This is a genomic window from Mycobacterium sp. TH-M82, assembly GCF_057473605.1.
In genome coordinates this window covers 1-10,824 of the sequence record NZ_JBYCKY010000482.1, presented here as the reverse complement: position 1 = coordinate 10,824, position 10,824 = coordinate 1, and the positions used below count along the sequence as shown (strand labels likewise).

General features: G+C 67.9%; 11 protein-coding genes and 1 pseudogene. 5 read left to right on the top strand and 7 right to left on the bottom strand.

Going from position 1 to position 10,824, the window contains the following annotated elements; translation table 11 throughout:
• The 3 genes and pseudogenes from AC2VON_RS15000 to AC2VON_RS14990 form a co-directional block, all read left to right on the top strand.
• Nucleotides 1–2,316 (top strand): glutamate synthase-related protein (locus tag AC2VON_RS15000; protein WP_486953662.1); only part of this gene is annotated, 2,316 nt, incomplete at its 5' end.
• Nucleotides 2,309–3,775 carry a glutamate synthase subunit beta gene (locus tag AC2VON_RS14995; RefSeq protein ID WP_486953661.1) on the top strand — a complete coding sequence of 489 codons (1,467 nt, stop codon included), beginning with the start codon at nucleotides 2,309–2,311 and terminating at the stop codon, nucleotides 3,773–3,775. The genes AC2VON_RS15000 and AC2VON_RS14995, both read left to right, overlap by 8 nt.
• A 493-nt stretch (nucleotides 3,776–4,268) precedes the next feature.
• Nucleotides 4,269–4,619, top strand: a pseudogene (locus AC2VON_RS14990) (hypothetical protein); the annotation flags it as partial.
• Here AC2VON_RS14990 and rraA read toward each other — a convergent pair.
• The 7 genes from rraA to AC2VON_RS14955 form a co-directional block, all read right to left on the bottom strand.
• Nucleotides 4,583–5,059, bottom strand: coding sequence for a ribonuclease E activity regulator RraA (gene rraA, locus AC2VON_RS14985; RefSeq protein WP_486953660.1), 477 nt, complete (start codon nucleotides 5,057–5,059; stop codon nucleotides 4,583–4,585). The pseudogene AC2VON_RS14990 and the gene rraA sit on opposite strands and share 37 nt — an antisense overlap.
• 5 nt (nucleotides 5,060–5,064) lie before the next feature.
• Complete coding sequence (locus tag AC2VON_RS14980; RefSeq protein ID WP_486953659.1) at nucleotides 5,065–5,484, bottom strand: Rv3852 family protein; 420 nt, start codon at nucleotides 5,482–5,484, stop codon at nucleotides 5,065–5,067.
• A gap of 73 nt (nucleotides 5,485–5,557) precedes the next feature.
• Entirely contained in the window at nucleotides 5,558–6,088 is a 531-nt protein-coding gene (locus AC2VON_RS14975) for a copper resistance CopC family protein (protein ID WP_486953658.1), read from the bottom strand.
• Nucleotides 6,085–6,741, bottom strand: a complete 657-nt coding sequence (locus AC2VON_RS14970; RefSeq protein WP_486953657.1) for a DUF6474 family protein — start codon at nucleotides 6,739–6,741, stop codon at nucleotides 6,085–6,087. Before AC2VON_RS14970 ends, AC2VON_RS14975 begins: the two co-directional genes overlap by 4 nt.
• A gap of 35 nt (nucleotides 6,742–6,776) precedes the next feature.
• Nucleotides 6,777–7,175: a helix-turn-helix domain-containing protein gene (locus AC2VON_RS14965; RefSeq protein WP_486953656.1), complete on the bottom strand. Its 399-nt coding sequence runs from the start codon at nucleotides 7,173–7,175 to the stop codon at nucleotides 6,777–6,779.
• Between the two features lie 355 nt (nucleotides 7,176–7,530).
• On the bottom strand, nucleotides 7,531–8,154 hold the full coding sequence (locus AC2VON_RS14960) for a superoxide dismutase (RefSeq protein ID WP_486953655.1): 624 nt from the start codon (nucleotides 8,152–8,154) through the stop codon (nucleotides 7,531–7,533).
• A 94-nt stretch (nucleotides 8,155–8,248) separates the two neighbouring features.
• Nucleotides 8,249–8,461, bottom strand: a complete 213-nt coding sequence (locus AC2VON_RS14955; protein ID WP_486953654.1) for a hypothetical protein — start codon at nucleotides 8,459–8,461, stop codon at nucleotides 8,249–8,251.
• A gap of 382 nt (nucleotides 8,462–8,843) precedes the next feature.
• Here AC2VON_RS14955 and AC2VON_RS14950 point away from each other — a divergent pair, with 382 nt between their 5' ends.
• Together AC2VON_RS14950 and AC2VON_RS14945 are read left to right on the top strand one after the other, a co-directional pair.
• Entirely contained in the window at nucleotides 8,844–9,920 is a 1,077-nt protein-coding gene (locus tag AC2VON_RS14950; protein ID WP_486953653.1) for a DUF4328 domain-containing protein, read from the top strand.
• 4 nt (nucleotides 9,921–9,924) lie between these two features.
• Complete coding sequence (locus tag AC2VON_RS14945; protein ID WP_486953652.1) at nucleotides 9,925–10,770, top strand: glycerophosphodiester phosphodiesterase; 846 nt, start codon at nucleotides 9,925–9,927, stop codon at nucleotides 10,768–10,770.
• Nucleotides 10,771–10,824 lie beyond the last annotated feature (54 nt).

Here is a 10,824-nt window from a genome sequence, read left to right as displayed (position 1 = left end):
TCCCAGGATGTCCTCGACGAATACTTCACCGGATTGACCTGCGCGATCGGCGGCATCACCCTGGACGACATCGCCGCCGACATCGCCGCGCGGCATGCGCTGGCCTACCTGGATCGCCCGGGCGAGCGAGCACACCGCGACCTCGAGGTGGGTGGCGAGTACCAGTGGCGCCGCGAGGGCGAGTATCACCTGTTCAACCCCGAGACCGTCTTCAAGCTGCAGCACTCCACGCGCACCGGCCAGTACGCGATCTTCAAGGAGTACACCCGGCTGATCGACGACCAGAGTGAGCGGCTGGCCACGCTGCGCGGGCTGCTGAAGTTCCGCGCCGGTGTGCGCCCGCCGGTCCCGCTGGAGGAGGTGGAACCGGCCGGCGAGATCGTCAAGCGCTTCTCGACCGGCGCGATGAGCTACGGCTCGATCTCCGCCGAGTCCCACGAGACACTGGCCATCGCGATGAACCGGCTGGGCGGCCGGTCGAACTGCGGCGAGGGCGGTGAGCACGCCGACCGATTCGATCCCGACGCAAACGGTGACTGGCGCCGCAGTGCCATCAAGCAGGTCGCCTCCGCGCGCTTCGGCGTCACCTCGCACTACCTGACCAACTGTTCCGACATTCAGATCAAAATGGCCCAGGGTGCCAAACCCGGTGAGGGCGGCCAGCTTCCAGGCAACAAGGTGTATCCGTGGATCGCCGAGGTGCGGCACGCCACCCCGGGGGTAGGCCTGATCTCACCGCCGCCGCACCACGACATCTACTCCATCGAGGACCTGGCTCAGCTGATCCACGACCTGAAGAATGCCAACCCATCGGCTCGGATCCACGTCAAACTGGTCGCCGAGAACGGGGTGGGGACGGTTGCTGCTGGAGTATCGAAGGCGCACGCCGACGTGGTGCTGATCTCCGGCCACGACGGCGGCACCGGCGCGGCCCCGTTGACCTCGCTGAAGCACGCCGGCGCGCCATGGGAGCTGGGGCTGGCCGAAACACAGCAGACGTTGCTGCTCAACGGATTACGTGACCGGATCGTGGTGCAGACCGATGGCCAGCTCAAGACCGGGCGCGACGTGATGGTCGCCGCACTGCTGGGCGCCGAGGAGTTCGGCTTCGCCACCGCGCCGCTGGTGGTCTCGGGCTGCATCATGATGCGGGTCTGCCACCTGGACACCTGTCCGGTGGGGGTGGCCACCCAGAACCCGGTGCTGCGCGAGCGGTTCACCGGAAGACCCGAGTTCGTGGAGAACTTCTTCCTGTTCATCGCCGAAGAGGTCCGGGAATACCTGGCGCAGCTGGGCTTCCGCACCGTCAACGAGGCCGTCGGGCAGGTGAACGCGCTGGACACCACGCTCGCGCGGGCGCACTGGAAGGCCCACAAGCTGGACCTGTCGGCGGTGCTGCATGAGCCGGAATCGGCGTTTATGAACCAGGACCTGTACTGCACCTCCAGCCAGGACCACGGGCTGGACAAGGCACTGGACCAGCAACTGATCGCGATGTGCCGGGAAGCGCTGGATACCGGGAGACCGGTTCGGTTCTCCACCACCATCTCCAACGTCAACCGGACCGTCGGCACCATGCTCGGCCACGAGGTGACCAAAGCCTATGGCGGCAAAGGACTGCCGGACGGCACCATCGACATCACCTTTACCGGGTCGGCGGGAAACAGTTTCGGCGCTTTCCTGCCGGCCGGCATCACGCTGCGGGTCTACGGCGACGCCAACGACTACGTCGGCAAGGGACTGTCCGGCGGCCGGATCGTGGTGCGGCCGTCCACCGATGCGCCGGACGGCTACGTCGCCGAGGACAACATCATCGGGGGCAATGTGATTCTCTACGGTGCCACCAGCGGGGAGGCCTTCCTGCGCGGGGTGGTCGGCGAGCGGTTCGCGGTGCGCAACTCCGGCGCCCACGCGGTGGTCGAGGGGGTCGGCGACCATGGCTGCGAGTACATGACCGGCGGCAAGGTCGTGGTGCTGGGCCGCACCGGCCGCAACTTCGCGGCGGGTATGTCGGGGGGAGTGGCTTACGTCTATGACCCGCACGGGGAGCTGCCGGCCAACCTCAACACCGAGCTGGCGGACCTCGACGAGTTCGACGAGAACGACCTGGTCTGGCTGCACGACATCCTGCTAGCCCACGCCGACGCGACCGACTCCGCGCCGGCCCGGCGCATCCTGGCCGACTGGCCGGCTCAGCAGCGCCAGTTCGCCAAGGTGATGCCACGCGGCTACAAGCGGATGCTGCAGATCATCGCCGACGCAGAAGCCACCGGCACCGACCCGAGTGTGGCAGTCATGGAGTTCGCAGGTGGCTGATCCGCGGGGTTTCCTCAAATACACCGAGCGCATCCTGCCGCAGCGGCGGCCGGTGGCCCAGCGGGTGCACGACTGGAAGGAGGTCTACCAGGAGTTCACCGAGGAACCGCTGCGCCAGCAGGCGGCCCGCTGCATGGACTGCGGTGTTCCGTTCTGCCACACCGGTTGCCCGCTGGGCAATCTGATCCCGGAGTGGAACGACCTGGTGCGCACCGGCCGCTGGCGCGAGGCGTTCGACCGACTGCACGCCACCAACAACTTCCCGGATTTCACCGGCCGACTCTGCCCGGCGCCGTGCGAGCCGGCCTGTGTGCTGGGCATCAACCAGCCTGCGGTGACCATCAAGCAGATCGAGTACGAGATCGTGGAGCGGGCCTTCAAAGAAGGTTGGGTGCAACCGCTTCGGCCGGAGACTCTGACCGGCAAGTCGGTGGCGGTGGTGGGCTCCGGGCCGGCCGGGCTGGCCGCCGCCCAGCAGCTGACCCGGGCCGGCCACGCGGTCACGGTGTTCGAGCGCGACGACCGTATCGGCGGGCTGCTGCGCTACGGCATTCCCGAGTTCAAGATGGAAAAGCGCTTCATCGACCGGCGGCTGGTGCAGATGAAGGCCGAGGGCACGGTTTTCCGTGCCGGCGTCAACGCCGGCGTTGACATCACAGCGCAGCACCTGCGTTCAGACTTCGACGCGGTGGTGCTGGCCGGTGGTGCCACCGCCTGGCGCGACCTTCCGATCCCGGGCCGTGAGCTCGAGGGAATCCACCAGGCGATGGAATACCTGCCCTGGGCGAACCGCGTCCAAGCCGGAGACGACGTGCTGGGACCCGACGGCCAGCCGCCGATCACCGCGCACGGCAAGAAGGTCATCATCATCGGCGGCGGCGACACCGGCGCCGACTGCCTGGGCACCGTGCACCGGCAGGGCGGGACGTGCGTGCATCAGTTCGAGATCATGCCCCGCCCGCCGGACACCCGCGACGCGTCGACCCCGTGGCCGATGTGGCCGCTGATCATGCGCACGTCGGCTGCCCACGAAGAGGGTTGCGACCGGGTGTTCGCGGTCAACACCGAGGAGTTCACCGGCCGTGACGGTCACGTCACCGGGCTGCGTGCCCACCAAGTGCGCCGCCGGCACGGAAAATTCGAGAAGGTCGAGGGCACCGACTTCGAGATGGAAGCCGACCTGGTGCTCCTGGCGTTGGGGTTCGCCGGACCCGAACGGGCCGGCCTGCTGACCGACCTCGGGGTGGAGTTCAACGGCCGGGGTACCGTCGAGCGCGACGCGGAATTCGCGACGTCGGTGCCCGGCGTCTACGTCGCCGGTGACATGGGCCGCGGCCAGTCGCTGATCGTCTGGGCGATCGCCGAAGGCCGCGCCGCGGCGGCAGGCGTGGATCGGTATCTGATGGGCGAGACCGCGCTGCCGGCTCCGATCAAACCGACGACCGCCGCGATACATTAAAGGTTGGCCGATAATGGGTCCTGCGGCGCGGCAGAGAGCTGGCACCCGTTTCTCGGCGCGTCGTCTTTTGTTTGCTAGTGATTGAGTGTCTAATAACCAGGAGTGGGCCGGGTGGGCAGTGAGCGAACTGGGACTCGGTTCGACCAGATCGACAGCAGGAGTTTCGACGTGTATGCCAACCCGATATTCCGATACCGGATAGCACGAATGAGCTGGCTGCTGTTTCGACGTCCGGTGAGGAACCTCGGGTTCCCGGCCACGCACGAACGGTTGATCACCAGCGACGAGCTACTGCGCCTGATGGCTTGAGCGCAGCGGCCAAACACCAGTCATTCGGCGCTTCGACGTTTGCTGGCCGTTACCGGTTTGTTAGCTGTGTCCCGCCAGGCCGCCAGAGTTGCGTCCAGGAGGTCTGCTGTGATGTTGAACGCGAATCGCACCCCGGCGAGAGTATCTCCTAGACCTAGAATCGCCGGGCGTGTGCACAGGCCTGGGAATCGATCACCGCGCACATATCGACGCCGATATCGCGCACCGGGCCGCGCTGCGCTACTCGTTCGCCACCCTGCTGCTCACGGCGTTCGTGGCGTTCAGCGGCTGGCCGGCATGGGTGAACCCGACCGCGGCGGTGGTGGTGGTGGTGGTGTTCTTCTTCGTCTCGGCGGTCGGCAGCTACATCCTGCCCGGGGCGCTGCGTGACACCACCAACCAGACTGGCCCAAATTCTTTGAGCCCAGCGAGCATGCACAAAATCGCACTGCGCGGGCACCGCGCGTGCGATTTTGCGCATGCTCGCGGTGGTGAGGATCACGCGACCACGACGATGCCGTCGTCGTCGCTGTAGGCGGTCTCACCCGGGACGAATGTGATCCCGCCGAACTCGACGGTGACGTCGACCTGACCGGCTCCGGTCTTGCCGCTCTTGCGCGGGTTGGTGCCCAGTGCCTTGATGCCGACGTCGAGAGTGCGCAGGGTCGTGGCGTCGCGCACGGCGCCGTAGACGATGAGCCCCGCCCAGCCGTTGCTGCGGGCCAACTCGGCAATAACGTCACCGATCAGGGCGGTGTGCAGCGAACCGTCGCCGTCGACCACCAGCACCCGGCCGGCGCCGGGCTCGGATAGCACCGATTTGCACAGTGCATTGTCTTCGAAACAGCGCACGGTGGCGATCCGGCCGGCGAATTCGGTGCGGCCGCCGAACTGGTGGAACTGGGTGTCGCAACTGCGAACGTCGGGCCCGATGTCGTCGACGAGGTCGGCGGTGGGCCGGAACGCCGCGGTCACGCAGCTCAACCGCCTCGCGCGCTGCGCCGCCGAAGCCGCCGGACCAACAGCATCGCCACCAGGCCGAGTGCAGCCGCGGTCAGCAGGGCGGCGGGCGGCCGGCGAGACGACGGCGCCGGTGTCAGGGTCGGTGCGGTGACCGGACTGCGAGCCGCGTCGACCGTTGACTTCGCTGCTGCCGCCGCCGCTCTGGCACCGGCATCGGCCGCCTGGGGCACCGCGTCGACTGCCTTTTTAGCGGGTGCTTTCTTGGCGGGCTGCTTTTTGCCGGCTGGTTTCTTCGCGGTTTTCTTCACGGCCTTGGCAGGTGCTTTTTTGGCCGGTGCGGGGGGTTGAGCTGGTGTAGGAGCCGCGGGTGTCTCGGGTGGTTCGGCGGCCTCTGACTGTGCGGGTTCGTGCTCGGGTTGATCCTGCGGGTCTGGCATGCGGGTGATCCTTTGCGGTCTCTCGTCGTGCACTCGAACAGTACCTGCCATGGCCGGCATGGGCTGCCGGCCATCACGACTTCGGTCGCGCCACCCACAGCCCGGCACCGACGATGACGGCCGCGCCGACCACGAACGGCCAGATCGGCATGCCGCCGCCGGGCTTCTCGCCGGCCGCCACCGGGGGTCCGGGCTCGCCGGCGCCGGCGACCGTGAGGCGGAAGCGCCACGATCCCGACACCACGTGTCCGTCCGACGAGGTCACCCGGTAATTCGCCGTGTAGGCGCCGGCAGGTCCGAGGGGGCGCATCGCCACGCTGACCACCGCCCCTTGCACCTGCGCCGCTCCGGTGGACCAGAGGTTGCCGTCCGGGCCGACCACAGTCATGGCCGCGAACGTGGTCTGCAGCCGCTCGTTGAAGGTAGCGCTGACCCGGCCCGGGCCGGCGGTCAACTCGGCTTCCGCGACCGGGTCGGTCGACACCAGCACGGCGTGCGCAGCGGCGATCCCGGTTGCCGCGAACAGCATCGCCGCCAGCAGCAGACCCGTCGACGCCACCGCCACACTCCGGGCCAGGGCACTTGCGGCGACTCGCCCGGTCATGCCAGCCCCAGCCGCGCCATCAGGTCGGCGTCGATGCCGTCGAGTTGCTCGCAGACCGCGGCGTGCGCCGTGCGTCGACGTGCGGACGGCATATTCTGCGCGGCGGTGACGGCGGTGGACAGCTCGGTCAGCCGTTCGGTGAGGGCGGCCACGAACCGCTGGGTCTCGGCATCCTTGGGTTTTCCGTCACGCACCATGTGCAGCGTCTTCTCCGCCCCGGCGATACGCGCCGACAGCTGGGCGCCGGGCCCGGAGAACTGGCCGATCCGGGCCAGCGGCACCCCGAGCCGGTCGGCGCGGCGCTCGTCGATCAGCCCGCGGGCGGCCATGGCAACCCGGTAGGCCACCGGGACCGCGATCGGCGCCAACAGCCGGGAGACCGTCAGCGCCCGGCGGATCCGGGCCGGTGACAGCAGCCTTCCCTCCCGGGCAGCCTTGAGCTGCACCTTCGCGGCCTTCAGCGCGCTACGGTCGCTGTCCTGCTGAGACTTCAGCTGCGCTCTGAGCGCTTTGGCTTCGGCGCGCTGGGTGGCCTTGAAACGACGCGCCTCGGCCCTGGCGGCCAGCCGGGCTTCCAGTTTGGCGCGAGCCTTCATCGCGCGTGCCTCGGCACGGCGGGTCGCACGGCTCTTCTGCTTGCTGAACAGGCCCATCCCCGCTGCCTCCCGGTATCTCGGAGCTCGACGATTCAGGCGCTCAGGTGCTCTTTGCTACGCAACTCGGCTATCCGGGCCAGGATGTCCTCCTGGGCATCGGGTGAGAGTCCGGCGGCTCGCGTAGCGATGCGGCGTACGCCCTCGTCGCGGACACCGGCCAGCCACGACAACTCGGCGTCGAGCTTCTCGTAGTAATCGTCATCGGTGAAAAAAGTGGGCTTGATCCGGAAGAAGTTGGCCAACGCCGCCATGGTCGCCGCCGACGGGTTCGTCCGGTTGCCGGAGCGCAGCTGGGACAGATACGGAGCCGACATCGTGATGCCTTCGGCCTTGAGTGCAGCGATCACCTCGGCAGACGTGTGCGGACCGCGCCCGGGCGGGTACACCGTGTCGAAGAGGCGGTTCAGCCGAGCGGCGAACGTCGTGCTCATCGATGTAACCTCCACAAGGCGGGCGTGCTCTCGTTTGCTGATCATCGTAGCGATAGTCAGGTGCACAACCAAGAGCGAACTTGGCAGGGATCGACCCTGGTGGCCCGCGAACCCGGTCGGCAGCTCGACCAGAGTGACGCATGTCCTGTCAAACACGGTCTATCAACCGAAATCCCGTCGCTGTCACTGTCGGCGCTGCGGGTCAGGGCGCGGCAGCGGTGCCACGCGAGCACTGCCACGGCCGGCGAGGCAACGTGCACCCAGGCGCGATCGGCGGCGGGTCGCATTTGCTACCGAGTGTGACAGCCGGGTCCGGCAGCGTGCTGACCGGATCCCCATCCGAGGGAAAGCAGGCTCAGCCGAAGATCAGCCCCGCGGTCTTCGACGTGGCAGCGGCGTACCGCGACTGTACGTCCGCCCAGTTGACCACGTTCCAGAACGCCTTGGCGAAGTCGGCTTTGACGTTCTTGTACTGCAGGTAGAACGCGTGCTCCCACATGTCGAGCACCAGCAGCGGGACGATGCCGAGCGGGAAGTTGGTCTGGTGGTCGTAGACCTGGAAGATCAGCAGCTTCTGGCCGAGGGTGTCCCAGCCGAGCGCCACCCAGCCGGAACCCTGCACGGTGGTGGCGGCAGCGTGGAACTGCGCACGAAACTTGTCGAACGATCCGAATGCGTCATCGATGCCGGCTGCGAGTTCCCCGGTCGGCTTGTCACCGCCGTCGGGGGAGAGGTTCTTCCACCACAGGCTGTGGTTGACGTGGGCGGCGAGGTTGAACGCGAGGTTCTTCTCGTAGAGCAGAACCGCCGAGAAGTCTTCCTTGGCGCGCAACTCCTCGAGCTTGGCGAGCGCATCGTTGGCGCCCTTGACGTAGGCGGCGTGGTGTTTGGCGTGATGCAACTCGTTGATCTGACCCGAGATGTGCGGTTCCAGCGCGCCGTAGTCCCAGTCCAAATCCGGCAAAGTGTATTCAGCCACGGGGTTCCTTCCTTCGATCGTTATCGACCCGCCGTCAACATTGCTCTATGACGGCGTTCACCGCAAGAACGCCCGGCGCCCGGCGGAATTCGCCTCAGAGCACAACGATCCCGACCAGGACCGTCAGCAACACCAGTGCGATCAACCCGGCGCGCACGCCGGCCAGCAGATAGGCACGATTACAGGTCGGCGAACCCGGATACCCCGGATACACCGGATACCCCGGATAACCCGGAGACCCTGGATACCCCGCATACCATTGCGACGGCGACGCCGCGGACTGCGATCCGATCGGGTGTGTCGTCATCGAACTGTCCTGACCTGCACTCGCCATCAGCTCCCGTGAGATATGTCACAACAGGTTGCGGTCGCGATCATAGCGCGCCGGGTGCCGCTGTGGAAATTGCGGGCCGGTGTGGGCCCTGGGGAACCGCCGCGACCGACTCCGGTAGCAGATAGTTAGCGTGGCAAGGCATTTCGCTGGATACCCGGCGGGGATGTTAATGGCGGCGGTGCGCCAGTGAAATGTTGTCCACAACTGTGGCCCGGTTGGCACGCAGAGGGCGGGTCAGCGCGGTGCGGCTTGCGGCCCTGTTGTGGATAAGCCTGTGGAAACTGTGGATACCACCGGTATAGCTGGCGTATGCCCAAGAGCCACATCCAGGCCGACCGATCGCTACGCTGGTGCGGTGATCCAGGTGTGCTCCCGGTGCGGCACCCGATGGAATGTGCGTGACCGGCGGCGGGCGTGGTGCCCGCGGTGTAACGGCGCACTGTGGGCGCCGCTGACGGATGCGCAGGAAGCCGAGCTACAGCAGAGCCTGCGCGGGAACACCCAGCTTACGGCGGTGGCCACCTCGCGGCGCACCGCGCCTGGGCTGACACCCGGTTACCGCTGGATCGCGGTGCGGCCCGGCCCGCCTCCACCGCCGCGCCGGTGGCGTCGCCCGTTGGGTCCCACTCCCCGCTACGCGCGGATACCTCGGTGGAGCCTGATGGACCGGGTGGACCCGTCGGCGGCACCGCCGAAGTCGCCGGAGCGTCGCGGGCCGTCGGTCCGTAACGCTCGGGCGGCGCGGAAGATGCTGGTCGTGACCATGGTGGTGCTGGGTGTCGCCGCACTTGCGCAGGCGGTGGTCTATGCGCTGCTGATCGTCAACCGCACCATTGTGCTGCACCCGGTGGTGGCGGGGGCCGCGGTATGGTTGGCCGGGCTGGCCAGCGTGGCGGCCGTCGCGGCAGTGACCGGCTGCGCTGTGCTGCTGACCCGTTGGCTGATCGCGCGCCGGGCCATGGCCTTCAGGTCCTTCGCCCAACTGCACCCGCCCGATTGGCGGCCGGGCTGGGCGCTGTGGGCCGGCTGCCTGGTGCCGCTGGTCAACCTGGCCTGGGCGCCGGTGTATGTGCTCGAAGTCGCCGCGTGGGAGGGCCGGTTACCGCGGTTGCGCAAGCCGATTGTGGTGTGGTGGCTGCTGTGGGCTCTCAGCACTGCGATGTCGATCCTTGCCACCGCCACGAGTCGGGCACACGACGCCCAGGGCATCGCCAACAACACGGTGGCGATGATGATCGCCTACCTGCTGGGTGCGGCCGCGGTCGCAGCCGCGGTGAGGGTCTTCGAGGGGTTCGAGCGCTATGCGGCGCAGCGGCCCGCGCACCGGTGGGTGGTGGTGGCCGACGATCGGCGGGACGCACCGGAACAACCCGCCGAAAACCCGCCGTCGGCTGCCGTGCTCGTATCGGACGGGCGGGAACCGGCAGCGTAGAGCCATGGTATCGGCCGACGAAGTCCTGGTCGGGCACCCTTTCGTGGTCGCCCACCGTGGCGCGTCGATCAGGCGGCCGGAACACACGCTGGCGGCCTATGACCTTGCCCTCAAGGAGGGTGCAGACGGGGTCGAGTGCGACGTGCGGCTGACCAGTGACGGTCATCTGGTCTGTCTACACGACCGCCGGGTGGACCGCACCTCAACCGGAGCCGGCCTGGTCAGCGAGATGACCCTGGCGCAGTTGCGCGAGCTGGACTACGGCGCCTGGCACAGCAGCCGGCACGCCGGCGGTGACCACGGTGATCTCACCGACCCCGGCGATACCGGCCTGCTGACACTCGACGCGCTGGTGGCACTGGTCTTGGACTGGAACCGTCCGGTGAAGATCTTCATCGAAACCAAGCACCCGGTCCGCTACGGCGCGCTGGTGGAGCGCAAAGTGTTGGCGCTACTGCAGCGGTTCGGGATCGCGGCGCCGGCTTCGGCGGCACGGTCACGTGCGGTGGTGATGTCGTTTTCGGCGGCCGCGGTCTGGCGGATCCGCCGCGCCGCGCCGCTGCTGCCCACGGTGCTGCTCGGGTCGGCCTCTCGGTATCTGCGCGGCAGTGCCGCCACTACCGTCGGAGCCACCGCGATCGGTCCGTCGATCGCCACGCTGCGGGAGCATCCGCAACTGGTGGACCGCGCGGCCGCTCAGGGCAGGGCGCTGTACTGCTGGACCGTCGACCGTTTCGAAGACATCGACTTCTGCCGGGATGTCGGGGTGGCGTGGATCGCCACGAGCTGTCCCGCCCGGACCAAGACCTGGCTACAGCGCGGGGCGAGCGGTACCCGCCGCGACTACTAGCTGGTGCGCGAGGTCCGGTTGGCGTGGGCCGAGCCGCACTCGCGGTTCACCGTG